General features: G+C 67.2%; 21 protein-coding genes and 1 tRNA gene. 16 read left to right on the top strand and 6 right to left on the bottom strand.

Going from position 1 to position 25,133, the window contains the following annotated elements; all coding sequences use genetic code 11:
* The first annotated feature begins 3 nt into the window (after positions 1 to 3).
* Both BHE75_RS19065 and BHE75_RS19060 read left to right on the top strand, forming a co-directional pair.
* Positions 4 to 963, top strand: a complete 960-nt coding sequence (locus tag BHE75_RS19065) for an alpha/beta fold hydrolase (RefSeq protein WP_070934841.1) — start codon at positions 4 to 6, stop codon at positions 961 to 963.
* A complete protein-coding gene (locus BHE75_RS19060) occupies positions 960 to 2,057 on the top strand; it encodes an NAD(P)/FAD-dependent oxidoreductase (protein ID WP_070934839.1) in 1,098 nt (365 codons plus the stop codon). Before BHE75_RS19065 ends, BHE75_RS19060 begins: the two co-directional genes overlap by 4 nt.
* 3 nt (positions 2,058 to 2,060) lie before the next feature.
* Here BHE75_RS19060 and BHE75_RS19055 read toward each other — a convergent pair whose 3' ends face one another.
* On the bottom strand, positions 2,061 to 2,234 hold the full coding sequence (locus BHE75_RS19055; protein ID WP_015458226.1) for a YegP family protein: 174 nt from the start codon (positions 2,232 to 2,234) through the stop codon (positions 2,061 to 2,063).
* Between the two features lie 153 nt (positions 2,235 to 2,387).
* On the opposite strand from BHE75_RS19055, the gene BHE75_RS19050 reads away from it, so the two are divergent.
* The 14 genes from BHE75_RS19050 to BHE75_RS18985 all read left to right on the top strand — a co-directional run bounded on the left by BHE75_RS19050 (position 2,388) and on the right by BHE75_RS18985 (position 18,836).
* A complete protein-coding gene (locus tag BHE75_RS19050; RefSeq protein WP_070934837.1) occupies positions 2,388 to 3,386 on the top strand; it encodes an NAD-dependent epimerase/dehydratase family protein in 999 nt (332 codons plus the stop codon).
* A gap of 104 nt (positions 3,387 to 3,490) precedes the next feature.
* A complete protein-coding gene (locus BHE75_RS19045; protein ID WP_070936152.1) occupies positions 3,491 to 3,937 on the top strand; it encodes a nuclear transport factor 2 family protein in 447 nt (148 codons plus the stop codon).
* Positions 3,938 to 4,162: 225 nt separating this feature from the next.
* A complete protein-coding gene (locus BHE75_RS19040; protein WP_070934835.1) occupies positions 4,163 to 5,059 on the top strand; it encodes a TIGR03619 family F420-dependent LLM class oxidoreductase in 897 nt (298 codons plus the stop codon).
* A 22-nt stretch (positions 5,060 to 5,081) separates the two neighbouring features.
* Positions 5,082 to 5,852, top strand: coding sequence for an SDR family NAD(P)-dependent oxidoreductase (locus tag BHE75_RS19035; protein ID WP_070934833.1), 771 nt, complete (start codon positions 5,082 to 5,084; stop codon positions 5,850 to 5,852).
* Positions 5,853 to 5,857: 5 nt separating this feature from the next.
* Positions 5,858 to 7,567 carry an FAD-binding protein gene (locus BHE75_RS19030; protein ID WP_070934832.1) on the top strand — a complete coding sequence of 570 codons (1,710 nt, stop codon included), beginning with the start codon at positions 5,858 to 5,860 and terminating at the stop codon, positions 7,565 to 7,567.
* Positions 7,564 to 8,475 carry a TIGR03619 family F420-dependent LLM class oxidoreductase gene (locus tag BHE75_RS19025; RefSeq protein ID WP_070934830.1) on the top strand — a complete coding sequence of 304 codons (912 nt, stop codon included), beginning with the start codon at positions 7,564 to 7,566 and terminating at the stop codon, positions 8,473 to 8,475. Before BHE75_RS19030 ends, BHE75_RS19025 begins: the two co-directional genes overlap by 4 nt.
* A 54-nt stretch (positions 8,476 to 8,529) precedes the next feature.
* Positions 8,530 to 8,604, top strand: a tRNA-Gln gene (locus tag BHE75_RS19020).
* A 448-nt stretch (positions 8,605 to 9,052) separates the two neighbouring features.
* Positions 9,053 to 11,380: a TonB-dependent receptor gene (locus BHE75_RS19015; protein WP_070934828.1), complete on the top strand. Its 2,328-nt coding sequence runs from the start codon at positions 9,053 to 9,055 to the stop codon at positions 11,378 to 11,380.
* Between the two features lie 5 nt (positions 11,381 to 11,385).
* Complete coding sequence (locus tag BHE75_RS19010) at positions 11,386 to 12,717, top strand: spinster family MFS transporter (protein WP_070934826.1); 1,332 nt, start codon at positions 11,386 to 11,388, stop codon at positions 12,715 to 12,717.
* Entirely contained in the window at positions 12,717 to 14,351 is a 1,635-nt protein-coding gene (locus BHE75_RS19005; RefSeq protein WP_070934824.1) for a carboxylesterase/lipase family protein, read from the top strand. Before BHE75_RS19010 ends, BHE75_RS19005 begins: the two co-directional genes overlap by 1 nt.
* Before the next feature lie 11 nt (positions 14,352 to 14,362).
* Complete coding sequence (locus tag BHE75_RS19000) at positions 14,363 to 15,922, top strand: AMP-binding protein (RefSeq protein ID WP_070934823.1); 1,560 nt, start codon at positions 14,363 to 14,365, stop codon at positions 15,920 to 15,922.
* A gap of 23 nt (positions 15,923 to 15,945) precedes the next feature.
* The gene (locus BHE75_RS18995) at positions 15,946 to 16,662 is read left to right on the top strand and encodes a TetR/AcrR family transcriptional regulator (protein ID WP_254684508.1); all 717 of its coding nucleotides are present in this window, start codon (positions 15,946 to 15,948) and stop codon (positions 16,660 to 16,662) included.
* Between the two features lie 108 nt (positions 16,663 to 16,770).
* Complete coding sequence (locus BHE75_RS18990; RefSeq protein WP_070934821.1) at positions 16,771 to 17,664, top strand: SDR family NAD(P)-dependent oxidoreductase; 894 nt, start codon at positions 16,771 to 16,773, stop codon at positions 17,662 to 17,664.
* Positions 17,664 to 18,836, top strand: a complete 1,173-nt coding sequence (locus BHE75_RS18985) for an acetyl-CoA C-acyltransferase (protein WP_070934820.1) — start codon at positions 17,664 to 17,666, stop codon at positions 18,834 to 18,836. Before BHE75_RS18990 ends, BHE75_RS18985 begins: the two co-directional genes overlap by 1 nt.
* Before the next feature lie 167 nt (positions 18,837 to 19,003).
* Here BHE75_RS18985 and BHE75_RS18980 read toward each other — a convergent pair whose 3' ends face one another.
* The 5 genes from BHE75_RS18980 to ureE form a co-directional block, all read right to left on the bottom strand.
* On the bottom strand, positions 19,004 to 19,921 hold the full coding sequence (locus tag BHE75_RS18980) for a response regulator transcription factor (RefSeq protein WP_070934819.1): 918 nt from the start codon (positions 19,919 to 19,921) through the stop codon (positions 19,004 to 19,006).
* Positions 19,911 to 23,288 (bottom strand): hybrid sensor histidine kinase/response regulator, encoded by a 3,378-nt coding sequence (locus BHE75_RS18975; RefSeq protein ID WP_070934818.1) that lies wholly within the window; start codon positions 23,286 to 23,288, stop codon positions 19,911 to 19,913. Before BHE75_RS18975 ends, BHE75_RS18980 begins: the two co-directional genes overlap by 11 nt.
* Positions 23,285 to 23,935, bottom strand: a complete 651-nt coding sequence (ureG, locus tag BHE75_RS18970; protein ID WP_070934817.1) for an urease accessory protein UreG — start codon at positions 23,933 to 23,935, stop codon at positions 23,285 to 23,287. The genes BHE75_RS18975 and ureG overlap by 4 nt, the downstream gene beginning before the upstream one ends.
* Positions 23,932 to 24,708 carry an urease accessory protein UreF gene (locus BHE75_RS18965; protein WP_245896934.1) on the bottom strand — a complete coding sequence of 259 codons (777 nt, stop codon included), beginning with the start codon at positions 24,706 to 24,708 and terminating at the stop codon, positions 23,932 to 23,934. Before BHE75_RS18965 ends, ureG begins: the two co-directional genes overlap by 4 nt.
* On the bottom strand, positions 24,602 to 25,132 hold the full coding sequence (gene ureE, locus BHE75_RS18960; RefSeq protein WP_070934816.1) for an urease accessory protein UreE: 531 nt from the start codon (positions 25,130 to 25,132) through the stop codon (positions 24,602 to 24,604). The genes BHE75_RS18965 and ureE overlap by 107 nt, the downstream gene beginning before the upstream one ends.
* Position 25,133 lies beyond the last annotated feature (1 nt).

Raw genomic sequence — 25,133 nt, 5'->3', positions numbered from 1 at the left:
CCGATGGATGCGCCCCGGAATATCGACAGCGGCGGCCGGCGGAGCCTGCCCGTGGGGATGAGGATCGATTCCTGGCGGGCATCGGACGGCTGGGCGCTGCGCCGCTTCGACTGGCCGGTGCCCGCCGGTGGGGCCGCGCGCGGCAGCCTGCTGTTCCAGTCCGGCCGGGGCGACTTCATCGAGAAATATCTGCAGGCGATCGGCCACTGGCACGATCGCGGCTGGGCCGTCACCGGCTTCGACTGGCGCGGCCAGGGCGGATCTGGGCGATTCCTTGCCGATCCGGCCGTCGGCCATGCCGAAAGCTTCGATGGCTGGGTGGAGGATCTGGACGGATTCGTGGCGGCATGGCTTGCCGGCACGCCCGGCCCGCATGTGCTGGTCGGCCATTCGATGGGCGGGCATCTCCTCCTCAGGCTGCTGGCGGAACGGCATCCGCAGGTCGATGCCGCCGTGCTGCTGGCGCCGATGCTGGGCTATGTCGCCGGGCCGCTGCCGGCCTGGGCCGTCCGCTGGATCGCGGGCGCGGCCTGCCGGCTGGGCCTTGCCGGGCGTGCGGCATGGACGGAAAGGCTGGGTGACGGCGACGGCCCCTCCCACCGGCAGCGCAACCTTACCCATGATCTTGCGCAATATGCGGACGAACTCTGGTGGCGGGATCGGCATCCCGAGCTTGCGCTGGGCGCGCCGAGCTGGGGGTGGCTGCGCGCCGGGGCCGAATCGATGGCGGCGCTGGCCGCGCCCGGCATGCTGGAAGGCGTGGCGACGCCGACGCTGATCCTGGCGACTCCCACGGACCGGCTGGTCGATGCGCGCGCGATCGCCAGGGCCGCCGCCCGCATGCCGGATACCGAGCTGCGCTGGTTCCCGGCGGCCGCGCACGAGCTGCTGCGCGAGCGGGACGATATCCGCCGGGCCGCGNTGGGGATGATCGACGCTTTCCTCGCGGAGCATGCGCGATGATCCGGGCCGATATCGCCATCGTCGGCGCGGGCATGGCGGGCGCGTCGCTCGCCGCCGAAGTCGGCGGTGGGGGAAGGCGGGTGGCGCTGATCGAGGCGGAAAGCCGCCCGGGCTATCATGCGACCGGCCGGTCGGCCGCCTTCTGGTCGGAAACCTATGGCGGGCCGGCGGTGCAGCCGCTGACCACGGCATCGGGCGCCTACCTCTGGAACGGCGGTTTTCTCCGGGATCGCGGCGCGCTGCATATCGCCGACGGGGAGGGCGCGGCCGAGCTTGCGCGCATGGCGGCGGCGTTCGCGGGCACCGGCGTCGCGCTGGACCCGGTGGATCGCGCCGGGCTCGCGGCCGTCCTGCCCGGCCTCGCGCCCGGCTGGGACGCGGGGCTTGCCGAACCGACCTGCGCCGATATCGACGTGGCGGCGCTGCATGCCGATTATCTGGCGCGCGCGCGCTGCGCGGGCACAATCTTGCTGGCCGATGCCGCCGTCCAGGCGATGGATCGGGAGCAGGGCGGCTGGCGGATCGAAACCCGCGCCGGGCCCGTGCTGGCCGATATCGTCGTCAATGCGGCGGGCGCCTGGGCGACGGACGTGGCGGCGATGGCCGGCGCCCGGCGAATCGCGATCACGCCCTTCCGGCGCACCATGGTGCAGATCGCGATCGATCCGCCGGCCTCCGCCGATCCGCCGCTGGTGATCGACGCGCTCGGCCGATTCTATTTCAAGCCGGAAGCGGGCGGGCGGCTATGGCTCTCGCCGCATGACGAGGTGCCGAGCGCGCCCTGCGACGCCGCGCCGGAGGAGATCGACGTCGCGGTGGCGATCGATCGCTTCGAGCGGTTGGGCATCGGCCGCGTGCTGGCGCGCGAGCATGCCTGGGCGGGCCTGCGCAGCTTCGCGCCCGATCGCGCGCCGGTCTACGGCTTCGATGATCGCGCGCCCGGTTTCTTCTGGTTCGCGGGGCAGGGCGGGTTCGGCATCCAGACGGCACCGGCGGCGGCATGGCTGGGTGCGGCGCTGCTCACCGGCGGCGCCGTTCCCGATGCCGTGCACGCTATCGATGCGGAGCGTTATTCCCCCGCCCGGTTCGGCTGAGGATCAGGATTCCTCGACCACTTCGGCGCTGGCCGAATTCTTCACATTCTCGATGCATTTGAGCGCGGAGGCCTTGGCGGAATAGCCCTCGCTCGCGGTCGCCAGGATGTTGCCGTTGGCATGCACGAGCCGCCAGCGATATTCGCCGGCCTTGTCCTTGTAGACGGTGAACTTCATGGATTTCGTCCTCCCGAAGTCTATGGCCGAGGCCATCGGCCGGATCGTTACGGCGCGGGCACAGTATCGCGAATATCCCGCCTGTCCAACCGGCTGGTTGCGCCCGCGCCCGTCCCGTCCCTAGAAGGGGCGAAGCTTTGGGACGGAGCGGCGATGACGATATTGATCACGGGTGCGGCGGGCTTCATCGGCCAGCAGGTGGCGGCCCGGCTGCTAGCGCGCGGCGATCGCGTGATCGGCATCGACAATCTCAACGATTATTATCCGGTCGCCCTGAAGCGCGATCGGATCGCCGATCTCGAAACCCGCTTCGGCGATGCCTTTCGTTTCGCCCAGATCGACTTCGCCGATCATGAGGCGCTGGCGGGCGCGCTGGCGGGGGCGGCGATATCGGGCATCGTCCATCTCGGCGCGCAGGCGGGTGTGCGCTATTCGATCGAAAATCCGCGCGCTTATGCCCAGTCCAATCTGGTCGGCCACCTCAACATGCTGGAGGTGGCGCGCGAGCGGCCCGGCGTGCCGATGGTCTATGCCTCCTCCTCCTCGGTCTATGGCGCGAACGAAAGCCTGCCCTTCCGGGTCGAGGACCGGGTGGACCACCCCGTCTCGCTCTATGCCGCGACCAAGAAGGCGGACGAGCTGATGAGCGAGACCTACGCCCATCTCTATCGCATCCCGCTCACGGGCCTGCGCTTCTTCACCGTTTACGGGCCGTGGGGGCGGCCGGACATGGCGGTGTGGCTGTTCACCCGCGCCATTCTGGCGGGCGATCCGATCCGCGTGTTCAACGGCGGCGATATGCGGCGCGACTTCACCTATATCGACGATATCGTGACCGGGGTGGTCGCCTCGCTGGACAATCCGCCGCCCGACGATGGCCAGGCCAAGGCCGGGGGCAGCCGCGCGCCGCACCGCCTCTACAATATCGGCAATCACCGTTCGGAGGAATTGGGCCGCCTGATCGACGTGATCGAGGCGGCATGCGGCCGCCCCGCGATCCGCGATTACCAGTCGATGCAGCCGGGCGACGTCAAGGAAACCTATGCGGACATCTCGGCCATCCGCGACGATCTCGGCTATGCGCCGACCACGCCGATCGATGTCGGCGTGCCGCGCTTCGTCGATTGGTATCGCGCCTATCACTCTATCTGATTAGGGCCATTCATTCGGCGGCGATCGGGCCATATGCGGCCCGGGGCGCTTGCCTTGGCGGGCATCGGCCGGAAGATGGCGGGAAACGAAAAGGGATGCCCGCCATGACCGATACGCAGGAACAGGATCGCGCCGCGATCCGCGCGCTCGTCGAAAACTACACCATCTTCGGCGATGCCGGTGACGAGGCGGGCTTCGCCGGCCTGTTCACCGAGGATGCGGTGATCGTCACCCCGTTCAACCGGATGGAAGGGCTGGCGAACATCCGCACCATTCCCGCGATGCTGGGCCAGATGTTCGCGCGCACGCTGCATCAGGTCACGTCCCAGGCCGTGACGATCGTGGGCGACAGCGCATCCGGCGAGACCAAGAGCTACGCCAACCACATCACCGTCAATGCCGACGGCACGGCCACCAACGACATGTGGGCGATCCGCTATCAGGATGCGTTCCGCCGCGAGGACGGCCGCTGGAAGATCGCGGCGCGCACGCTGCTGATCGACTGGACGGAGCTGAAGGCGGTGAAGCCCGGCAACGGCATCACCGGCTGATCCCGCGGGGCTTGGCGGGGATGCCCGAATTGACGGATCGGGCCATCGCTTTCCGCAAACTGGCGTCCCTTCTTTTTCGCAAGCCGCCTCTCCTCTAGACCCTCGGCGACAAAAGCCGCATCGTTCGGATGTCGGAAGTGCGCAAAGGCGCATGCCGGGGGAGAGGCGCATGGAAAAGATCGGAAGTCCGCTGACGCGATCCCGCGATGCGGGCGGGGTGCGGCCATGAAGTTCTGGCTGGTGCTGATGGGCGTGGCCGAGGTGGACCAGCTCGTGCCGCTCGCCCAGCATGCGGAGGCCTGCGGCTTCCACGGCGTCACGGTTGCGGACCATCTCGTCATGCCGACGAAGTTCGCGACCAAATATCCCTATTCGGAAAATGGCGAATGGTTCTGGCCGATCGAGACGCCCTGGCCCGATCCCTGGGTCACGCTGGGCGTGATCGGCGGGGCCACATCGCGGATCAAGCTCGCCACCAATATCTATCTCGCGGCGTTGCGCGATCCCTTCACCGCCGCGCGCGCCATATCGGCCGTGGATGCCTTCGCGCCCGGCCGCGTGCTGTGCGGCGTATCGGCCGGCTGGCTGAAGGAGGAATATGATGCGGTCGGCGTGCCGTTCGAGACGCGCGGCAAGCGGCTGGACGAGCTGATCGCGGTGATGCGCAAGCTGTGGACCGGCGAAAGCGTGAGCCACGCGGGGGATATCTTCCAGTTCAGCGACGTGCTGATGCGGCCCGCGCCGGCATCGCCCATCCCCGTGCTGTGCGGCGGTTCCTCGCCGCCCGCATTGCGCCGCGCCGCGCGCAACGACGGCTGGCTCGGCCTGCCGATGACGCTGGCGGACAATGTCGCCATCGTTGAACGGATGCTCGCGCTTCGCGCCGAGCAGGGCCTGCCGCGCGAAGGCTTCACGCCGATCCTGTCGCTGGCCGAACCGCTGACCCCGGACGCGGTGGCGGCGCTGGATGCGGTGGGCGGCCATCTTTCGGCCATGCCCTGGCTGCCGACGCCGTGGGATGTCGAACGCTTCACTGACGACGGCGCCGACTTCCGCGAGCTGCGGGTCAAGAAGGATGCGATCAGCCGCTATGCCGAGCGCGTGATCGCCCGGGCGAATTGAAACGAACGCAGGAGAAACAAGGATGAGCAAGGATTTTCCCGAAGGCGCGGTGATGGTGTTCGGCGGCAGCGGCGGCATCGGCCAAGGCGTCGCCGTGGAATTCGCGAAGTCGGGCACGGACGTCGCGATCTGCTACCGGTCCAAGAAGGACGTGGCGGAAAAGACGGCGGAGGCGATCCGCGCGCATGGCGTGAAGGCGTCGATCCACCAGGTCGACGTGCGGGACAAGGCGCAGGTCGAGGCCGCCGTGGCCGCCGCCGCCAAGGAACATGGCCGCGTCCATTCGATGGTGTGGGGTGCCGGGCCGCTGGTGCCGCAGATCCACATCGCCGAATGGACCCAGGATCATTATCGCAACGCCATCGAAGTCGAGGTGTTCGGCTTCTTCACCGCATCGCAGGTGCTGATCGAGCATTTCCGCGCGAATGGCGGCGGCTCCTTCGTCCATCTCGGTTCGGCCGGCCATGATTGGTGGCCGGCGATGGACGGGCTTTCGGTGGCGCCCAAGGCGGCCAACGAGGCGCTGATCAAGGGCATCGCCAAGGAAGAAGGCAAATATGAGATCCGCGCCAATTCGGTGCTGGTCGGCGTGATCGACGCGGGCATGTTCCACGAACTGACCAAGCAGGGGGTGTTCGACGAAGCCTGGGTGAAGGAGACCCACAAGCTGCTGGCGCTGAAGCGCTGGGGCCAGCCGGAGGATATCGGCCAGGCGGCGGTGTTCTTCGCATCGAACCGCGCCCGCTACGTCACCGGGCAGACGATCTCGGTTTCGGGCGGCTTCGGGGTCTGATCGGAATGGCGGTCGCGGCGAAGGCGCAGGAAGTCGGCCTGGATGTCGAGGATCCGTTGATCCTCGACGACGTCTCCTCCCACGCATGGGATGAGGAGGCCGATCTGGTGATCGCCGGCCTCGGCGGGGCCGGCGTCGCCGCCGCGGTGGAGGCGCTGGAACGCGGCGTCTCCGTCATCGCCGTCGATCGCTATGAAGGCGGCGGGTCCACCGCCGCCAATGGCGGCATCTTCTATGCGGGCGGCGGCACCGTGATCCAGAAGGAAGCCGGCGAGGACGACAGCCCCGAGGAGATGTACAAATATCTCAAGATGGAGGCGGGCGAGGTCGTCGCCGATTCCACGCTGCGCAAGTTCGTCGACGAAAGCGTCTCCACGGTCGACTGGCTGCTCCACCATGGCGGCAAGCTCAACAGCGCGGTGTGGAAGAAGAAGGCGAGCTATCCGCCGCTCGATCGCTTCCTCTACCACCCCGATAATTCGCTGGTCGCCCGCTACCGCAAGGTGGCGAAGCCCGCCGCGCGCGGCCACCGCGCCCATATCGCCAACGGCAAGAAGGCATGGGGCGTCGGCATCGGCATCTACAATCCCCTGCGCGATTCCGCGCTCCGGCTGGGACTGAAGTTCCGCCCGCTCACCGAGGCGCGGCAGCTCGCCATCGATGCCTCGGGCCGGGTCGTTGGCCTCAAGGTGCTCTCGATCCCGCCGGGATCGAAGGATGCGGCCGCCTTCACCAAATATATCCGCCGGGCCAACCATTTCCTGGCGATGCTGCCGCCGTCCATCCCCTTTGCCGCGATCACCATCGGCATCGGCAACCATTATCTGAAGAAGGCGATGCGCATCGAGACGCATGGCCGCGAAACCCGCTGGATCCGGGCGAGGGAAGGCGTGCTGCTTTCCACCGGCGGCTTCATCATGAACCCGAAGATGGTGCAGCGTTATGCCCCGGCCTATGCGGCGGGCATGCCCAACGGCACGCTGGGCGATCAGGGATCGGGCATCGTCATGGGGATGACGGCCGGCGGATCGACCGCGCTGATGGGCAAGGTTTCCGCCTGGCGCTTCATCAACCCGCCCAAGGCCTGGTCCGACGCGATCGTCGTCAATGCCAAGGGCGAACGCTTCGTCGACGAGACCGTCTATGGCGCGACGATGGGCGAGCATATCGTCGATCATCATGGCGGCACCGGCTGGCTGATCTATGATGCCGCCGCGCGCAAACAGGCCTTCCGCCAGGCCTTCGATCCGGTGCTGGTGCCCTTCCAGCGCGATGTGACGCTGCTCAACCTGCTGTTCAACTACAAGAAGGCGCCGACGCTGGCGGCGCTGGCCGATCGCATCGGCGTGGATCGCGATGCGCTGGCGACGACGGTCGCGCGCTACAACCGCGCGGCGGCGGGCCAGGAGCCGGACCCCTTCGAAAAGGAGCCGGAGGACATGCAGCCGATCGCCACCGGGCCGTTCTACGCGATGGACATCTCGATCGCGAGCCGCTTCCTGCCGCTGCCCGTCATCACTTTCGGCGGCCTGCGCGTGGAGGAGAATACGGGGCAGGTGCTGGATGGCGAGGGCAGGCCGATCCCCGGCCTCTACGCCGCCGGCCGCACGGCGGTGGGCATCGCCTCGCAGACCTATGTCTCCGGCCTGTCCTATGCGGATTGCGTATTTTCCGGCCGCCGCGCGGCGCGCCACATCGCGAAGGCAAATATATGAAGCGCGACATCCGCGTCAGCCTGGGTCTGATCGGCCTCGAAACCCTGTTCGGCGGCGATATCCGCGCCGCGATCGATTGGCTGGCGGTGGCCGAGGAGATCGGCATCGACGGGGTGACGCTGACCGACCATGTCGTGATGGGCGAGGCGCTGGAAAATTATCCCTATGGCCCCTTTCCCATGCCGCTCGACTGGCCGTGGTGGGAACCGATCGCGCTGCTTTCCGCCATCGCCCAGGCGACCAAGAGGGTGCGGCTGCAGACGGCGATCCTCATCTCGCCGCTGCGCCCGGCTGTGCTGCTGGCCAAGCAGCTCGCCACGCTGGACGTGCTGTCGGGCGGGCGCGTCTCGATCGGCCTCGGCGTCGGCTGGCAGAAGGAGGAATATGAGGCGAGCGGCGTGCCGTGGGAGGGGCGCTTCGGCCTGATGATCGAGCAGATCGAGGTGGCCCGCGCGCTGTGGCGCGATGCGCCGGCCGCCTATCATGGCAGGACGGTCAGCTTCGATCGCATCCACAGCCGGCCCTTCCCGGTGCAGCAGCGCATTCCGATCATGCTCGGCATCGCGCCCAGCGAACGCAACGTCGCGCGCATCGCCGACCATGCCGATGGCTGGCTGCCGATCCAGGCGGACGTGCCCTCGATCGCCGAAGGCATTGCCAGGCTGCGCGATGCCTTCGCGGAACGCGGCCGCGATCCCGCCAGCCTGATGGTCCGCGCCGTGCCCCGCGCGGCGAAGGGCGACAACGGCCGTCCCAACATGGACCGCACGCTCGATAATGCCCGCGCGATGGTGGAAGCCGGCGTCACCGAGATCGAGCTCTTCCCCCTCCACTTCGCCCGCGACCGCGCCGGAGCGGAGGCGCTGGTCGAAAAACTGGCCGCCTTCAAGGCATCGCTCACCCCCTGATCGAACCCTCTTCCCAGACCGCGATCGCCCGCTATAAGGGCGCGCTTGTGATGCTGGGGCGTCGCCAAGTGGTAAGGCACCGGTTTTTGGTACCGGCATTCGCAGGTTCGAATCCTGCCGCCCCAGCCAGATTGATCATCGCCTTATTTCAGGGTGATAGGCCTCGAAAATGATCGGTTGCGGGCATGTGCCCTAGCCTCGCCCATGCGCCCCTAAGCGGTTTCATTTCCGGTCCGAGCGTCATACTCACCACGCCGAAGCCCAGGGCCGCTGATCTTCCGGCAGGCCCTTACGCGGCGTGTTTCCGCGTCAACCTTTCCGAATCGCGTTGCCGGAACCGTGTTGGGTTCCTCGCTTGCCCGGATGGCCTTGCGTCTCCTTCGGTGAGCTTCCTGCCTCGCACGCCGAACGCCGGCTCCTGCACCTATTGGCCGGTGCGTGGATAGGGATTCACACCGTCAGCCTGTCAATATTCACACGCGAGAGAGTGAATATTGACAGGCTGACGGTCGCAACGCATAGTGCCTCCCATCGAAAGCCGTCCGGCAAGCGACGGCATCAAGGGGAGGGGAAAAGCATGTACACCAGAAGCTTAGTGTCGGTTTCCGCGGTCGCCGTCGCGCTGCTTGCGTCTCCGGCATGGGCGCAGGATGCGTTGCCCGAGGCGGAGCGTGCCGCGTCGGGATCGGCGCATGACAACGGCGATCAGGCTATCCGGGCCGAGGATATCGTCGTCACCGCAACCCGCCGCGAAGAGCGCCTCCAGGACGTTCCGGTCAGCGTCACCGCCTTCCAGCAGCGCCAGCTGACGGAAAAGGGGATCGTCGGCTTCGAAGGCATCGCCCGCGAGACGCCCGGCGTCATCCTCAACCGCCCGACCCAGAATTTCAACAATTTCACCGCGCGTGGCATCGCCACCAACGGCTATAACGCCAACCTGCAAAGCTCGGTCGCGGTCTATATCGACGAGCTGCCGGTGTCGACGATCGGCAACACCACCGTGGTCGATCCCAATCTTTTCGACGTGGAGCGCGTCGAGTTCCTACGCGGCCCGCAGGGCACGCTTTTCGGATCGGGCTCATTGTCGGGCGCGATGCGGATCCTCACCAAGAGCCCCGACCTCGGGGATTTCGAGACCTCGGCGCTGGTCGATCTCGGCCTGACCGGATCGGATTCCATCCGGCAGCGCTATAACATGATGCTCAACGTGCCGGTGGTGAGCGACAAGCTCGCCGTCCGCGCGGTCGGCTTCTACCGGCACGAGGAAGGCTATCTCGACAATGTCGGGACGGGCGTCCACAACTCCAACACGCTGGTCGATTATGGCGGTCGCATGATCGTGCTGTGGAGGCCGGACGATCGCCTCTCCATCCGCCTGCTGGGTTCCTACGAGAATAGCGATCCCAAGGATTCGTCGCTCACCGATCCGACGCTGGGCCGGGAGAAGCGCTATTCCGATCAGCCGGATCGCTTTACCGGCAAGCAGACGATCCTCAACGCGACGATCGACTATGAGTTCGATTTCGCCAAGCTGACCAGTTCCAGCACCTATTCGGATTTCGACCAGCGCTTCTACGCCGACCTGTCCGGGTCGTTCCCGGCGGGCAGCTATCCGGGCGCGCCGATCGCCTTCGGCCTCGATGCCAATGCCTATGACAAGGTGTTCGTCCAGGAAACGCGCCTCGCCTCGACCCTCGACGGCCCGTTCCAGTTCGTCCTCGGCGGCTTCTACCTCCACCGTCGCCGCGACGTAGACTATCTGTATCGCTCGTCGCTCGAGTTTCTCGCGGAGCGCAACCTGACGGGGCTGCCGGACCAATATTATCAGAAACAGTATACGCACCAGATCAGCGAGGAGCTCGCAGGCTTCGGCGAGCTGACCTATCGCTTCTCCGATCGCTTCTGGCTGACCGGGGGAATGCGTTACGGCCGCATTTCGGCCCAGGGCTTCACCGAGGCTGGGGGCTATCTCGCCACGGCGGCCGGCTACAACTATTTCACCTATGCGCTCTACAATATTCCGGGGCATTTCGACACGTTCACGCCTTATGAAGCGGTCGCCGGGGTCAAGGCCAAGGGATCGAAACCCTCCTGGAAGGCCAGCGCCACCTTCAAGCCGGTCGAGACGCTGACGACCTACGCCACATTCTCGACCGGCTTCCGCGCGCCGATCGTCAATGCCTTCGCGGGCCGGCCGAGCCTGGTGGACCCCAACGACATCATCATTCCCTACGGCGCGACTTCGGACGATCTCAAAAGCTATGAGCTTGGCGCCAAGGGCCGCTGGCTGGACGGCCGCGTCACCATCAACGCGGCCTTCTACCTGATCGAATGGAGCAACATCCAGGCGCAGGCGAACCGCGTTTCGGATTCGGTTCAGTTCGCGACGAACGTCGGCGCGGCCCGCAGCAAGGGCTTCGAGGTGGAGATGGGCATCATCCCGGCCAAGGACGTCTATCTGGGCCTGAACGCCGCCTATAACGATTCGAAGATCACCAAGCTGACGCCCGAGGAAGCCGCCATTTCCGGCGCGGTGCTGGGTCACCGCCTGTCCGCGCCGCGACTTCAGGGGGCGATCTATGGCAATTACGGCTTCGACCTTGCCGATGATATGAAGGCGAACCTGGCCGTGAACGTGCAATATGTGGGATCGTACAACAACACCTTCCCGAACACGCCGGGCAACCCCAACCTGCCGCTGGCGACCTTCGGCCAGACCGACGAATATGTGAACGTCAATATGAGCCTGGGCGTGAAGCGGCAGGCGTGGTCGGCCCAGCTTTATGTCGAGAATCTGTTCGACAACCACTCGGCCGTCTACATCCATCCCGAAGCCTTCATGGCAAGCCGGGTCGGCACGCTGCGGCCGCGAACGGTGGGCATCCGCCTCGGATACGGGCTCTGATCCCCATGCCGGCCGGCGCATCTGAATCCCTGGGGGTCGCAAACCCGGTCGGGGGCGCCGCCGGAACGCAGCCGGGCGCTCGCGCCTGGTTCGTTCTGGCGGCGCTTTGCTTCGTCTATGTCCTCAATTTCCTGGATCGGCAGCTGCTGTCGATCCTGGCGAAGCCGATAAGGGAGGAGCTGCACCTCAGCCATGGCCAGATCGGGCTGATCAGCGGGCTCTATTTCGCGCTCTTCTATTGCCTGATCTCGATCCCGGTCGCCTGGTTCGCCGATCGCTCCAACCGCGTTCGCGTCTTGTCCTTCGCCTGCGCGCTCTGGAGCGCGGCGACGATCGCCTGCGGGTTCGCGGCCACCTATCCGCAACTGGCGATTGCCCGGATGACGGTGGGCATCGGCGAGGCGGGCGGCGTGCCGCCTTCCTATGCGATCATCTCGGATTATTTCCGTCCCGGCACGCGCGGCACGGCGCTCGGCCTCTACAATCTCGGCCCGCCCTTGGGAAATGCGCTCGGCGTCGCGTTCGGCGCGTCGATCGCCGCCGCCTATAGCTGGCGCGACGCCTTCCTGGTGCTTGGCGCGGTCGGTGTCGTGACGGCTCTGATCGTGTGGCTCACGGTTCGCGAGCCGGTGCGCGGCGGTCTCGATGCTCCCGCCGCCGGGCAGGGCCCGCAATCCATGGCGCCGTTCATGGCGACCTGCCGGATGTTCTTCGCCAATCCGGTGCTGCGGCTGGTGGCGCTCGCCACGGGAGCCAACCAGTTCATCACCTATGCGACCGCCAATTTCGCCACGCTGCTCCTGATGGAGGAGAAGGGCATGACCATGGAGGAGGTGGCGTTGTGGTATTCGCTGCTCATCCTCGTCTCCATGGGGGGCGGCATCTTCCTCTCGGGCCGGCTGGTCGATCGGCTGGCGTCGCGCGACAAGCGGGCCTACGCCCTCATCCCGGCCGTCGGGCTGATCCTCGCGGTCCCGTTCTTCGTCGGTTTCGTGCTGGCGCCGGGCTGGCGGATGGCGATGCTGCTGGCGGTCATCCCGATGGCGCTCAACTATTTCTACCTCTCACCGGCCGTCGCGCTGGTGCAGGAAGAGGTGCGCCCCAACGAGCGCGTGATGGCGGGCGCGCTGCTCCTGCTCGTCATGAACCTGATCGGGCTGGGCCTCGGCCCGACCTATCTGGGCGCCGCCAGCGACTGGTTCCGCGCCGCCCATCCCGAAAATTCGCTGCAGCTCGCCTTCCTCACCCTCGTGCCATTCTACGGATTGGCGGTGCTGCTCTTTTTCATGCTGGCGCGGGCCATCCGCCGCGCCGCGCAAGAAGCCGGAGACCTTTGATGCGCATGTTTCGGCGTGCCCCCATTTTCCTTCTCGGCGCCTTTCTCCTCGCCGGCGCGGCCGATGCCGGACCCGTCGTGCGGGCGCCCGACGGCGCCGTCGAAGGGATGGAGGCCGGCAAGGTCGATGTCTTCCGCGGCATTCCCTATGCCCGCGCCCCGATCGGCGATCTGCGCTGGAAGGCGCCGGTGGCACTGCCGGCATGGCAGGGCGTGCGCGATGCGCGCGCCTTCGGCCCGGCCTGCGTGCAGCCCCGGCCCCGCGCGCAGAGCATCTATGCCAATCCGCCCGAACGGATGAGCGAAGACTGCCTGACCCTCAACATCTGGGCGCCCCAGAAGGCGCGCGGCCTCCCCGTCTTCGTGTGGATCCACGGCGGCGCGCTGACCACGGGCTACAGCCATGAGCCGATGTATGACGGCGCCCGGCTCGCGGCCAAGGGGATGATCGTCGTATCGATCAACTACCGCCTCGGCATCCTCGGCTATCTCGCCCATCCCGAACTCAGCGCCGAATCCGGCGAGGGCATTTCGGGCAATTACGGCCTGCTCGACCAGATCGCGGCATTGCAATGGGTCAGGCGCAACATCGCTTCCTTCGGCGGGGATGGCGCCAACGTCACCATCGCCGGCGAATCCGCCGGCGCGCTCAGCGTGATGTATCTGATGGCGAGCCCGCGGGCCCGGGGCCTGTTCCACAAGGCGATCGCCGAGAGCGCCTATATGATCACGACGCCCGAACTGAAGGCGGAGCGCCACGGCACCCCTTCGGCCGAGGCAGCGGGCACCCAGGTCATGCAGGCGCTCGGCGCCTCTAACCTCGCCGGGCTGCGCGCCATGGAGGCGGAGAAGCTGACCCAGGCCGCCATCCTCGCCGGCTATGGGCCGTGGGGCGTGGTGGACGGCAAGATCCTGACCCGCCAGCTCGTCGACACCTTCGATCGCGGCGAGCAGGCGCGCGTCCCGCTGATGGCGGGCTTCAACAGCGGGGAAATCCGGACGCTGCGTTTCCTGCTGCCGCCCGCGCCCGCCGATGCGGCGGCCTATGAGGAGGCGATCCGCGGCCGATATGGCGATCTCGCCGATCAGTTCCTGCGGCTCTACCCCGCGACATCGGTGGCCGAAAGCATGCTGGCCACCACGCGGGACGCGCTCTACGGCTGGACCTCGACCCGGCTCGCCATCAAGCAGGCCAGGGCCGGCACGGATTCCTACCTCTATCTGTTCGATCACGGCTATCCGGCGGCGGACGAGAACGGAATGCACGCCTTCCATGCGGCCGAGCTTCCCTATGTGTTCGGCATGGCCCGCCAGACGCCGGCTTTCTGGCCGAAGATTCCCGACACGCTGGCGGAACGCCGCCTGTCCGATGCGATGATGGCCTATTGGGCCTCCTTCGCCACGACCGGCCGCCCCACGGCGCCGGGCCAGCCGGACTGGCAGCCTTATGGCGACGGCGCGCACTATATGGCCTTTGCCGGAAAGCCGCAGCCCGGCACCTATCTGTTCCCCAGCATGTATGCCCTGCACGAGGCCACGGTCTGCCGTCGGCGCGCGGCCGGCAATCTCGCCTGGAACTGGAATACCGGCGTTGCCTCCCCCGTCCTCCCGGCTAAGAGCGGAGATTGCCAGTGAGGCAGGGGAGCATGCAGGACTATCCGCTGACGCTGGACAAGTTCCTGGACCATGCCGCCAAATGGCACCCGGAAAGCGAGATCGTCACGGCGCGCGACGACGGCACGATCGACCGGCTGAGCTATGCCGAGGTCAGGGACAGGGCCCTGGCGGTCTCCTCGATCCTGGCGGGCTTCGGCATCGGCTTCGGGGATCGGGTCGCCACGCTCGCGTGGAACAGCCGCGCGCATGTCGAGGCATGGTATGGCGTCATGGGCATGGGGGCGGTGTGCCACACGCTCAACCCGCGCCTTACCGCGCCGCAACTGGCCTCCATGGTCGCGCAATCGGAAGCGCCGTTGCTGATCGCCAGCGCGGACCTGCTGCCGCTGGCGGCCCGCATCGCCGAACGCGCGCCGGTCGTGCAGCATATCCTCGTCATCGATGGCGATGGCGGGGACGCGCCCGGAATTTCCCGCCTCGAATCCCTGATCGAGGGGGCGCCGCGCAATGTCGTTTGGGGCGGCTTCGCCGAAACGGCGCCATCGGGTCTCTGTTTCACGTCCGGCACCACCGGATCGCCGAAGGGCGTGACCTACACGCACCGTTCCAGCTTCCTGCACACGCTGCGGCTGCTGCAGGCCGATGTGATGGCGATTTCCGGGCGGGATAGCGTCCTGACCGTCGTGCCTATGTTCCATGCCAATGCCTGGGGCCTTCCCTTCGCCTTGCCGGCGACCGGCGGCAAGCTGGTCCTGCCCGGACGTCGGAACGACGGCGCCAGCCTCGCGCGGCTGATCGCGGCCGAGGATGTCACGATCGGCGTGGGCGTGCCCACGGTCTGGCTGGGATTGCTCGAGCATCTCGAGGCCGAAGGCGGCGCCTTGCCGAGCCTCGAACGGATCATCGTCGGCGGCGCGCCGATGGCGCCCGCGCTCATGGAGCGGCTCGAACGCCGGCTGGGCGTCGAAATCCAGACCAGCTGGGGCATGACGGAACTCTCTCCCTCCGGCACGGTGGCGGTGCCGGGCGATACCGCGCGCAAGGCGACGGCGTCGGGCAAGCCGGCGATCGGTGTCGATCTGCTCATCACCGATGCGGAGGGACGGGCGCTTCCGACGCAACGGGAAACGGAGGGGCATCTTCGCGTCCGCGGCGCAGCGGTGATCGAACGCTATTTCGGCCACGACAGGTCCGCCACGGATCCCGACGGCTGGTTCGCCACGGGCGACCTGGCGAAGCTGACCGCCGATGGTGAGCTGATCATCACCGGCCGCGCCAAGGACCTCATCAAATCGGGCGGGGAGTGGATCAATCCGGCGGAAATCGAGGCGGTCGTGGGCGCCCTGCCTGAAGTGTCGCTCGCGGCCGTCATCGGCAGGCCGGACCCGAAATGGGGCGAGCGCCCGATCCTCCTGGTCGAGATGCGCGAGGATCAGCAGGTTTCCGACGAAAAGCTGCTGGGCGCGCTTGTTGGCCGGGTTGCGCCCTGGTGGATTCCCGACGCGGTCGTCCGCCTGTCCGCCATGCCGCTGGCCGCAACGGGCAAGATCGATAAATTGCGCCTCCAAAGCGAATATGGCGGGGCCTGACTTTCCCGCCTTGTTCTCCAGCCTTGACGCCTGCGCGCCTATCCCCGAAGAACATTCTCGTGCAAGAGAATGTGAAAGCCCCCAAGCGGTCGAAAAAGGCCGAGCAACGCGCCGAGACAATCGAGCAGATCCTTGATGCTGCCGAATATCTCTTTTCGAAACATGGGCTCTACGGGGTCACGCTGAAGGACGTGGCGAAGAAGGTCGGCGTCCATCACACGCTGCTGAATTATTATTTCGAGGACAAGAACAAGCTCTTCCATGCCGTGTTCGCCCGTCGCGCCGTCGTGACGAGCGAGCGGCGCATGAACGCGCTCGATCAATATGAGAAAGCGTGCGGCGACAGGCCGACCGTGGAAGGCGCGCTCCGCGCCTTTCTGGATACGGACCTCGACCTCTATATCGAGGGTGGCGAGGCGTGGAAAAACTACGCCGCGCTGGGCGCGCAGGTGGCGAATACGCCCGAATGGGGCGCCGAGTTGATGGACACCCACTTCGATCCCGTCGTGCTCAGATTGATCGACCTTCTGAAGAAGGCGCTGCCCGATTGCAGCGAGGAGGATATTTTCTGGGGGTATCAGTTCGTTACCGGTGCTCTCATGCTCACGCTCGCGCGCACGGGGCGTATCGACAAGCTCTCTCACGGCCTGTGCAAATCCGACGATTTCGTCGCCGTGAAGGAACGCATGGCTTCCTTCATGGCGGCGGGTTTCCTGCAGATCTGCGGCCAGGGGCGATGACGGCAGGCGAGGAAGCGGCACCGGCGTTTCGAGCGGCGTGAATTTCATTCGCTCACTTGATAGTGAATATCCCATGCGCTAATCCCTTCCGCAAGAAGGGAGAGTGCCATGAATCTTGCGGGTCGAATTGCCATCGTCACGGGCGCGGGTGGGGGATTGGGGCGTGCCCATGCGCTTTATCTCGCGCGTCTCGGCGCCAAGGTCGTGGTCAACGACATGTCGCAGGAAAGCGCCGGCAAGGTCGCTGCGGAAATCGCGGCTGGCGGGGGCGAGGCGATACCGGTCGCGGCTTCAGTCACGGACGAGGCGGCCATTCTCGCCATGGTTGACGATATTCTGTCCCGCTGGGGCCGCGTCGACATTCTCGTCAACAATGCCGGCATTCTCCGCGACAAGAGCTTCGCGAAGATGACGATGGATGACTTCAGGGCCGTCGTCGACGTGCATCTGATGGGCGCCGCGATCTGCTCGAAGGCCGTCTGGGAGCCGATGCGGGCGCAGCGTTACGGGCGGATCGTGATGACGACCTCGTCTTCGGGCCTCTATGGCAATTTCGGGCAGGCCAATTATGGCGCCGCCAAGATGGCCCAGGTCGGCCTGATGCAGACGCTCGCCATCGAAGGCGAGAAATATGGCATCCGGGTAAACGCCCTTGCGCCGACGGCGGCAACTCAGATGACGCACGGGGTTCTTTCCGATGACAGCCTGGAACTGCTTGATCCGTCGCTGGTGAGCCCGGCGCTTCTGGCGCTGGCGGGCGAGGATGCGCCCACGCGCACGGTGCTCTGCGCGGGCGCCGGCCATTTCGCCGCGGCGAACATCACGCTTACGCGCGGCCATTATGTCGGTGCCGGGGCCGATGCGGGCGATCGCCTGCTTTCGGGCTGGCAGGCCGTCACCGATCGCACGGGTGAGATGGTTCCCCCCTACGGCTTCTTCCAGGCGGAACGCGAGCTTGCCAGCGCGGGCAACGAAAACCTCGTCGTAGCGCTCCGCCAGTGATGCGCGACGCCGTCATCGTTTCCACCGCCCGCACCCCGATCGGCCGGGCCTATCGCGGTGCCTTCAACGCCACGCCCTCTCCGACCCTTGCCGCCCATGCCATTGCGGCGGCGGTGGAGCGGGCGGGCGTGGAGCCGGGGGCGGTCGAGGATTGTATTCTCGGCTGTTCGTTGCCCCAGGGCTTCCAGCAGACCATCGGCCGGACGGCCGCGCTGGCCGCTGGCCTGCCGGTCTCGGTATCGGGCATGACGCTGGATCGCCAATGCTCCTCCGGCCTGATGACGATCGCGACGGCGGCAAAGCAGGTGATCGTCGACCGGATGGACGTGGTGGTCGCCGGCGGCGTCGAATCGATTTCGCTGGTCCAAACCCCCGATCTGCGCGTCGATCAGGACCCCAGGCTGGCTGCCGCCCAGCCCGACATCTACATGTCGATGCTCGAGACCGCCGAGACGGTGGCGGCGCGTTACGGCATCCCGCGCGAGGCATGCGACGCTTACTCGCTCCAGTCGCAACAGCGCACGGCGCGTGCCCAGGCGGAAGGCCGCTTCGATGCCGAGATCGTTCCGGTGCGCACCGCCATGCGGCATGTGGACAAGGCCAGCGGTGAAACGAGCGTCCGCGAGGTGCATCTGGAACGGGACGAGGGCAACCGCCCCGATACGACGATCGAGGGCCTGTCCGCCCTGAAGGCCGTCTTCCCCGGCGGAACCGTCACCGCCGGCAATGCCAGCCAGCTTTCGGACGGCGCATCGGCCTGCGTGGTGATGGAAGCGCGCACCGCCGAGCGCCGCGGATTGCAACCTCTGGGCCGCTATGTCGGCATGGCCGTGGCGGGGACGAAGCCGGATGAGATGGGGATCGGCCCGGTCCTGGCGGTTCCTAGGCTGCTCGAGAAGTTCGATCTTGCGATCGACGATATCGGGCTCTGGGAATTGAACGAGGCCTTCGCGGTGCAGGTGCTCCATTGCCGCGACACGCTCGGCATTCCCGACGAACGCCTCAACGTGAATGGCGGAGCCATCGCGATCGGGCATCCTTATGGCATGTCGGGCGCCAGGATGGTCGGGCACGCGCTGATCGAAGGCAGGCGCCGGGGCGTCCGGCATGTCGTGGTGACGATGTGCGTGGGCGGCGGCATGGGAGCGGCCGGCCTGTTCGAGGTGATGTAGGCCCCGCACCGGGTCCGGGTGATCGGTGCTCAGCCGGGCTGGCGCAGGATCTGAACGTGGTCGGGGTCGATGCGCTGCGCCGGGTGGCCATGGATGCGCTCAAGGCCGACAGCAGGCGCCTCGCGGACGAGGTGTCCGGGAGCGGCTCCTGACCGCCGCCGCGCGGGTCAGTTGCCGATGGTGCGCACCGCGAAGGCAGCGGCGGCGGCGCGCGTCTCGACGCCGAGCTTTTCGAATATCTGTTCCAGATGCTTGTTCACGGTGCGTGGGCTGATGCTGAGGATCTCGCTGATCACGCGATTGGGCTTGCCGTAGCTGATCCACAGCAGCACCTCCGCCTCGCGCTGGGTGAGGGCGTAGCGATCCTGCAGGCGCTGGATATCGGCGCCGTCGCGGATCAGGTTGAGGCGGACCAGCGTCTCGTCCCGCCGCGCGCGGGTGACGAGCACCAGTTCGAGCGTGGCGCCCGGCAGATCGAGCTTGATGCCGGCGCCGCTGCCATTGTCGTCCGCCAGCAGCCGGGCGATCGCGGGGCGGAGGAGATCGGGCAGGGCGCCGGCCTCCTTGTCCCACGCGGGATCGATATCGGCCAGCATCCGGCCGGCCTGCGGCGTCGCCCAGGCGAGGCCGCCCGCTTCGTCGACGGCGAGGAGGTGGCGCCCGGTGGCGTCGAGCGCGATCTGGCTGCCATGGGAGATCCGCGCGTTGGCGAGGTGGACGCGGACGCGGGCGAGCAGTTCCTCCACCACGATCGGCTTGCGGACATAATCGACCCCGCCGGCGTCGAGCGCATGGACGACATGCTCGCTTTCGGTGAGGCCGGTCATGAAGATCACCGGGATATGCGCCCAGGCGGCGTTGCGCTTGATCGCGCGGGTGGTTTCGAAGCCGCCCATGCCGGGCATCACCGCATCCATCAGGATCAGGCCGGGGGTGACATGGGCGAGCAGATCGACCGCGCCCTCGCCGCTGGTGGCGATCAGCGCCGTCATGCCTGCCCGATCAATGGTGTCGGTGAGGAAGCGCAGCGTTTCGGGCGTGTCGTCCACGACGAGCACGGTTTCATGGGCAAGATCAGCGACCATCGTTCAACCTTGTCTTTATCATCGCCCCCAGCCCCTTGAGGTCGAAGCGGTCGAGCGAGGCGAGGAAATGCCCCGTCATCGGCCGGGCCTCGGGCACGGCGGCCTCGAATTCCTGTATTTTCCTTTCTATCCCCCGGACATGGCCGATACGGACGAGTTGCTCCAGCTCGACCAGATAGGCTTGCGCCGCTTCGGGCAGGGCATCGGCCGAACCGCCTTCGCCCGCGTCGGCCGTGGCGGGTGCGGGGGTGCCGCTCGTCCATTCGATATCGAGCTGGTCGGATATGGTATCGAGCAGCGTGTTGAGCTCGACCGGCTTGATCAGGAACATGTCGTGCGCATCCTGCCCGTCGCCGCCGCGGCGATATTCGTGCGCGTCGGCGGAAACCATGACGATGCGGATCGCCGGTCCATGCGCCTCGCGAATCAGGCGGGCCGTTTCCCAGCCCGACAATCCCGGCATGGTGATGTCCAGCAGCACGAGATCGGGCCGGACCTGGGCGGCGAGCATGGTACCGCTTTCGCCGTCGAGCGCGGTATAGACCGGAAAGCCGAGCGGTTCGAGCAGGTTGCGCAGCACCGCGATCTGGGTGGGATCGTCATCGATGAGGAGGATGGAGCGGCGCGGGCCGACATAGCCGGTCACGGTGTCGCCGCTCGGGCTGTCGGGCAGCGCGGCGCCCGCCGCCGCCTGGGACAGCATCACCCGGATGACGAAGCGGGTGCCCTTGCCGGGTTCGCTGCTGACGGTGATCTCCCCGCCCAATATCTGCACCAGCGCCTGCGTGATCGACAGGCCGAGGCCCACGCCCTGCTGGCGGTGCGCGCCGGGATTGCTGCCGCGTTCGAACGGATCGAAGATGCGCTTCAGATCGCGCGGATCGATGCCGATGCCGGTATCGGCGATTTCGATGGTGGCGAGCTGGCTGCGATATTTGACCTTGAAGCCGACCTTGCCGGCTTCGGTGAACTTGATCGCGTTCGACAGCACGTTGATCAGGATCTGGCGCAGCCGCTTCTGATCGGTGTGGACGAATTCGGGCAGCCGTTCCGGCCGTTCGTAGACGAAGGCGATGCCCTTGGCCTGCGCCTGCGGGCGGAACATGTTGGCGAGCTGATCGAGGAAGGGCGGCAGGCGCACCGTATCGCGGCTGACGCGCAGGATGCCGCTTTCCACCTGCGAGATATCCAGCAGCCCTTCGACCAGGTTGGTGAGATGCTCCGCGCTGCGGCGGATCACGCGGGCGGCCTCCACCGGGGGCACGTCGCTGCCGCGCTCCAGAAGCTGGGCATAGCCGTAGATCGAGTTGAGCGGGGACCGGATTTCGTGGCTGACGCTGACGAGGTAGCGGCTCTTGGCGGCGTTGGCGGACTCCGCGGCCTCCTTCGCCTTCTGGAGCTGGCGGTCGGTGACGTCGTGGGAGGCGATCTCCTCGACCAGCTTCTGCATGTGGTGCTGGGTTTCCTGCATGGCGGCGCGGCGGCTTTCGTGCGCGAGGACGATGATCCAGGCGGCGATGCCGGCCAGCAGAGCGAAGGCGAAGAACACCGCGAGCAGCACCGGCGCGATGGCGGCCCCGCCATCGGCCATGCGCCGCGCGAACTCCCGGTGGATGACGCCGAGCACCAGCGCATTGCACAGGTTGATGAGCGCCAGCACGCCGATGAAATGGCCGACGGGGGTGTGCACCTGCGCCGCGAGCGATGTCGGCAGCAGGCGTTCGAGCCAGTGGGACACCTGCTCCGTCGCGCGGCTGCGATCCTTGCAGCGATCGTGGCAGCGCGCCTCCAGCGTGCAGCACAGCGAGCAGATCGGCGCCGAATAGACCGGGCAATGGGCCATATCGTCCGGCTGGAAGCTGTTTTCGCAAATGATGCAGCGCCGTTCCGCCTTGGCCGGCAATGTCGATCGGCGCGCGATATAATAACGGCTGCGGGTGGCGAGCGCGATGGCGGGCGCGGCGACGAAGGCGATCGCCAGCCCAATGGCGGGCGCGAACGCCTGCGGCAGCGGGCCCAGCAGGCCGACATGCGAGACGGTGGAGGCGACGATCGACAGCGTCATCGCGCCCACGCCCACCGGGTTGATGTCGAACAGGTGGGCGCGCTTGAACTCGATGCCGCGCGGCGAGAGGCCGAGCGGCTTGGAGATCATCAGGTCCGCCGCCAGCGCGCCGATCCAGCCGGCGGCGATGTTGGCGTAGAGGATCAGGATGCCCTCGATCGCGTCGAGGATGCCGATCTCCATCAGGATCAGCGCGAGGACGACGTTGAAGATCAGCCAGACGACGCGGCCGGGGTGGCTGTGGGTGAGCCGGGCGAAGAAGTTGGACCAGGCGATCGACCCGGCATAGGCATTGGTGACGTTGATCTTGAGCTGGCACGTGATGACGAAGATGCCGGTGAGCACCAGCGCCAGCCCAGAATGGCTCGTCATCGCGGTGAAGATCGTGAGGAACAGGTCCGTCGGGCTGGCCGCCTGCGCGGCCGTCGCGCCGTGGCGCAGCACATAATCGGCGAGGAAGGAGCCCAGCAGCAGCTTGGCGCCGCCGATCAGCGTCCACCCCGGCCCGCCGGCGATCATCGCCAGCCACCAGCGCGTGCGCCCCGTTTTCTCGCGCGCGGGCAGGAAGCGCAGATAATCCGCCTGCTCGCCGATCTGCGGCAGCAGCGAGAGGAGGGTGGAGAAGGCCAGGCCGAAATAAAGGAGGCTGACCTCCCCGTCCGGCGCGCCGAACTGGCCGGCGAAGCGGCTCCATTCATCGAGCGCGGGCTGGCCGAGCCAGAGGATGTAGCCGATGGGTGCGAGTTGCAGCATCACCCAGATGGGCTGAGTGACGAACTGGAAGCGGGTGATCGCGCTCATGCCGTAGAGCGCGACCGGGATGACGACGAGCGAGCTCAGCACATAGGCCAGGCTCATCGGGATGCCCGACATGGCGCGCAGCGCGACCGCCATGATGCTGGCTTCGACCGAGAAGAGCAGGAAGGTGAAGGAGGCGTAGATCAGCGAGGTGATGGTGGAGCCCAGATAGCCGAAGCCCGCGCCCCGGGTGAGGAGATCGATGTCGAGCCCGCGCCGCGCCGCCTGATAGGCGATCGGGAAGCCGATCACGAACATCAGCGCGACCGCCGCCGCGATCGCCGCGACGCTGTTGGCGAAGCCGTAGGCCAGCGTGATCGTCGCCCCGATCGCCTCGCAGGCCAGGAAGGCCGTCGCCCCGATCGCCGTGTTCGCCACCCGCCCCGCCGACCAGCGCCGCGCGCTGTCCGCCGTGTAGCGCAGCGCATAATCCTCCAGCGTCTGGCTGGCCGCCCATTTGTTGTAGAGGCGCTTTTCCCGGTAGATGTAGGCGGGCTGGTTCATCGGCTCTCCCGCCTTGCCGGCAGCCCGCCCGCCTGGACGATGAAGGCGATGATCTCGTCCAGCCCGATATTGTCCTTGAGGTTGGTGAACAGGAAGGGGCGGGCGCCCCGCATCTTGCGGGCGTCGCGGTCCATCACCNCCAGGCTCGCGCCGACCAGCGGGGCGAGATCGATCTTGTTGATGACCAGAAGGTCGGATCGGGTGATGCCGGGGCCGCCCTTGCGCGGGATCTTGTCGCCGGCGGAAACGTCGATCACGTAGATGGTGATGTCCGCAAGCTCCGGGCTGAAGGTGGCGGCCAGGTTGTCGCCGCCGCTTTCGATGAAGATCGCCTCCAGCCCCGGGAAGCGCGCCGCCATCTGGTCCACGGCGGCGAGGTTGATGCTGGCATCCTCGCGGATCGCGGTATGCGGGCAGCCGCCGGTCTCCACCCCCATGATCCTTTCGGGGACAAGCGCGCCCGATCGGGTGAGGAATTCGGCATCCTCGCGCGTGTAGATGTCGTTGGTGATGGCGGCGATATCGTAATCGTCCCGCATCGCCTTGCAGAGCCGGTCGGTCAGCGCCGTCTTGCCCGATCCCACGGGGCCGCCGATCCCGATGCGGAGCGGGCCGTGGACATGGGGGGCGAGGGCGGCCATGGTCATGATCTGAACAGCCTTGTGTAGAGCGTTTCGTGGTGGATCGACGCCAGTTCCAGCAGCGGGGCGGCGGTGCCGAGATCGTCGAGCGGGGTGGCGATGGCCCGCGCCGCGATCGGCGGGATACTGCGGGCGAGAAGGGCGGTGGCGATCTGCCCGTCCGTCTGGCCGAGCGGCACGAGGCGCACGCCGGCCGAGACGAGGTTGGCGGCGGTGCCGTGCAGATAGGCATGGAGCGCCGGCTCCAGCGGGACGCCGTGGGCGGCGCAGGCCAGCGCCAGCACCACGGCATGGGCGATCGGCCGATCGCCCCAGCGGCCGGCGAAACCGTCGAGCGCGGGATGCGGCCAGGCGCGGCGGGTGACGGTGAGGAAGGACCGGCCCTGCTGGTGGCTTTCCAGCGCGGTTTCACTGCTGCCGCGAAAGGCGGCGGCCAGCGCCGCCACCTCATCGAAGGCCTGCGGATCGGCGGCGGTGCGCCAGCCATGGCCGAACAGCACCGCATCCACCCAGCCGCCGCCGCGCGCGAGCACCGCCTCGATATAAAAAGCGAGGCCGGCCACATCGCGGACCCGCTGATCGTCGACCGCCGTTTCCAGGCCGTGGCTGTAGGTGAAGGCGCCGACCGGATAGGCTGGCGATGTCCAGGCAAGCAGGTGCTGAAGGGCGCCGTCAGTGAGCATGGTGATGGTGGTGGCGCTCCCGTCCGGGTGGCGCGGCATGATCGTGATGGTGGCCGTCGCCGTGATGATGGTCGTGGCCGTGCCCGCCGCTGGCATAGGCCCCCTGTTCGGGCGTGAAGGGCGCGTGGACCGCATCCACCGATGCGCCCAGCCCCTCCAGCATGTGGCGGATCACATGATCCTCGCGCAGCAGGATGCGGTCGGCCTGGATTTCGGCCGGCAGGTGGCGGTTGCCGATATGCCAGGCGAGGCGGACCAGGCCGATGCCGGGCCCCGCGCGCACCGCCATCAGCGGCTCGGGCGCGGCGGTGACGGCGATCAGGCGCCCGTCCGCCAGCGCGATCGCGTCGCCATGGCCGATCACCGCCGCGCGGGGCAGGTTGAGCAGGAAGGCGGTGCCGCCCTTCGCGACATAGCGGAAGCGGCGGCGGTGCCGCTCGTCATGATCGAGGGCGATATGATCGGACGCGCTGGCCGGGTCCCACTCCCCCCGTGCGATGATCCGTTCCGCCGTCTGCATC

Source organism: Edaphosphingomonas haloaromaticamans (assembly GCF_001853345.1).
In the GTDB taxonomy this organism is placed as follows: domain Bacteria; phylum Pseudomonadota; class Alphaproteobacteria; order Sphingomonadales; family Sphingomonadaceae; genus Sphingomonas_E; species Sphingomonas_E fennica.
The sequence above is the reverse complement of the archived record's forward strand: the minus strand, read 5'-3'. Positions and strand labels throughout refer to the sequence as shown.

Coding starts and splice junctions, on each gene's coding strand:
- BHE75_RS19060 (WP_070934839.1), top strand. CDS start 960: ATGATCCGGGCCGATATCGCCATCGTCGGCGCGGGCATGGCGGGCGCG.
- BHE75_RS19055 (WP_015458226.1), bottom strand. CDS start 2,234: ATGAAGTTCACCGTCTACAAGGACAAGGCCGGCGAATATCGCTGGCGG.
- BHE75_RS19050 (WP_070934837.1), top strand. CDS start 2,388: ATGACGATATTGATCACGGGTGCGGCGGGCTTCATCGGCCAGCAGGTG.
- BHE75_RS19045 (WP_070936152.1), top strand. CDS start 3,491: ATGACCGATACGCAGGAACAGGATCGCGCCGCGATCCGCGCGCTCGTC.
- BHE75_RS19040 (WP_070934835.1), top strand. CDS start 4,163: ATGAAGTTCTGGCTGGTGCTGATGGGCGTGGCCGAGGTGGACCAGCTC.
- BHE75_RS19035 (WP_070934833.1), top strand. CDS start 5,082: ATGAGCAAGGATTTTCCCGAAGGCGCGGTGATGGTGTTCGGCGGCAGC.
- BHE75_RS19030 (WP_070934832.1), top strand. CDS start 5,858: ATGGCGGTCGCGGCGAAGGCGCAGGAAGTCGGCCTGGATGTCGAGGAT.
- BHE75_RS19025 (WP_070934830.1), top strand. CDS start 7,564: ATGAAGCGCGACATCCGCGTCAGCCTGGGTCTGATCGGCCTCGAAACC.
- BHE75_RS19015 (WP_070934828.1), top strand. CDS start 9,053: ATGTACACCAGAAGCTTAGTGTCGGTTTCCGCGGTCGCCGTCGCGCTG.
- BHE75_RS19010 (WP_070934826.1), top strand. CDS start 11,386: ATGCCGGCCGGCGCATCTGAATCCCTGGGGGTCGCAAACCCGGTCGGG.
- BHE75_RS19005 (WP_070934824.1), top strand. CDS start 12,717: ATGCGCATGTTTCGGCGTGCCCCCATTTTCCTTCTCGGCGCCTTTCTC.
- BHE75_RS19000 (WP_070934823.1), top strand. CDS start 14,363: ATGCAGGACTATCCGCTGACGCTGGACAAGTTCCTGGACCATGCCGCC.
- BHE75_RS18990 (WP_070934821.1), top strand. CDS start 16,771: ATGAATCTTGCGGGTCGAATTGCCATCGTCACGGGCGCGGGTGGGGGA.
- BHE75_RS18985 (WP_070934820.1), top strand. CDS start 17,664: ATGCGCGACGCCGTCATCGTTTCCACCGCCCGCACCCCGATCGGCCGG.
- BHE75_RS18980 (WP_070934819.1), bottom strand. CDS start 19,921: ATGGTCGCTGATCTTGCCCATGAAACCGTGCTCGTCGTGGACGACACG.
- BHE75_RS18975 (WP_070934818.1), bottom strand. CDS start 23,288: ATGAACCAGCCCGCCTACATCTACCGGGAAAAGCGCCTCTACAACAAA.
- BHE75_RS18965 (WP_245896934.1), bottom strand. CDS start 24,708: ATGCCAGCGGCGGGCACGGCCACGACCATCATCACGGCGACGGCCACC.
- ureE (WP_070934816.1), bottom strand. CDS start 25,132: ATGCAGACGGCGGAACGGATCATCGCACGGGGGGAGTGGGACCCGGCC.